2 protein-coding genes are annotated in these 891 nt (G+C 71.0%); both read right to left on the bottom strand.

The features are described from left to right. The coding region (locus GVL52_RS31420) for an enoyl-CoA hydratase-related protein (RefSeq protein ID WP_200847928.1) at positions 1-367 on the bottom strand (367 nt) is incomplete at its 3' end. 48 nt (positions 368-415) lie between these two features. After that, on the bottom strand, positions 416-891 hold a 476-nt coding region (locus GVL52_RS31415), incomplete at its 5' end, for a carboxyl transferase domain-containing protein (protein ID WP_280179120.1).

Here is an 891-nt window from a genome sequence, read left to right as displayed (position 1 = left end):
CGGCCACCAGGCCCACGCCGCCCGCGTACACGTCGCCCTGGATGCGCGCGATGGTGGGCTTGGGGCACTCGTTGATCGTGCGCAGCATGGCCGCCAGCAGCCCCGCGTCCTGCACGTTCTCGGCGCGCGAATAGTCGGCCATGCGGCGCATCCAGTTCAGGTCCGCGCCCGCGCAGAACGCAGGCCCTTCGGCCGCGAGCACGATGGCGCGCACGCCGTCCTGCCGGCCCAGGGTGTCGAACGCACGCGTCAGTTCGGCGATCACCTCGTCGCTGAACGCGTTGCGCACCTGCGGGCGCGCGAGCGTGACGCGCGCGACCGTGCCGGCCTGGCCCACGTGCAGATGCTGGTAGTCGGGGGTGGTCATGGATGGATCCTCCTCGTCGGGTTCAAAGATAGGGGCCCGCGCCGGCGCTCACATGCGGAAAACGCCGAACTTCGTGTCCTCCACCGGCGCGTTGCGCGCGGCGGCCAGGCCCAGCGCGAGCACGCGGCGCGTGTCGGCGGGATCGATCACGCCGTCGTCCCAGAGCCGCGCGGTGGCGTAGTAGGGATGGCCCTGCTCTTCGTACTGGCGGCGGATCGGCGCCTTGAAGGCTTCTTCCTCTTCCGCGCTCCAGGCACCGCCCTTGGCCTCGATGCCGTCGCGGCGCACGGTGGCGAGCACGCTCGCGGCCTGCTCCCCGCCCATGACGGAGATGCGCGCGTTAGGCCACATCCAGAGGAAGCGCGGCGAATAGGCGCGGCCGCACATGCCGTAGTTGCCGGCGCCGAACGAGCCGCCGATGACGATCGTGAACTTCGGCACGGCCGCCGTGGCCACCGCCGTCACCATCTTCGCGCCGTTGCGCGCGATGCCCTCGTTCTCGTACTTGCGGCCCACCATGAAGC

The sequence above is a fragment of the Rhizobium sp. 18055 genome, assembly GCF_902706285.1.
Taxonomy (GTDB): domain Bacteria; phylum Pseudomonadota; class Alphaproteobacteria; order Rhizobiales; family Rhizobiaceae; genus Rhizobium.
The sequence above is the reverse complement of the archived record's forward strand: the minus strand, read 5'-3'. Positions and strand labels throughout refer to the sequence as shown.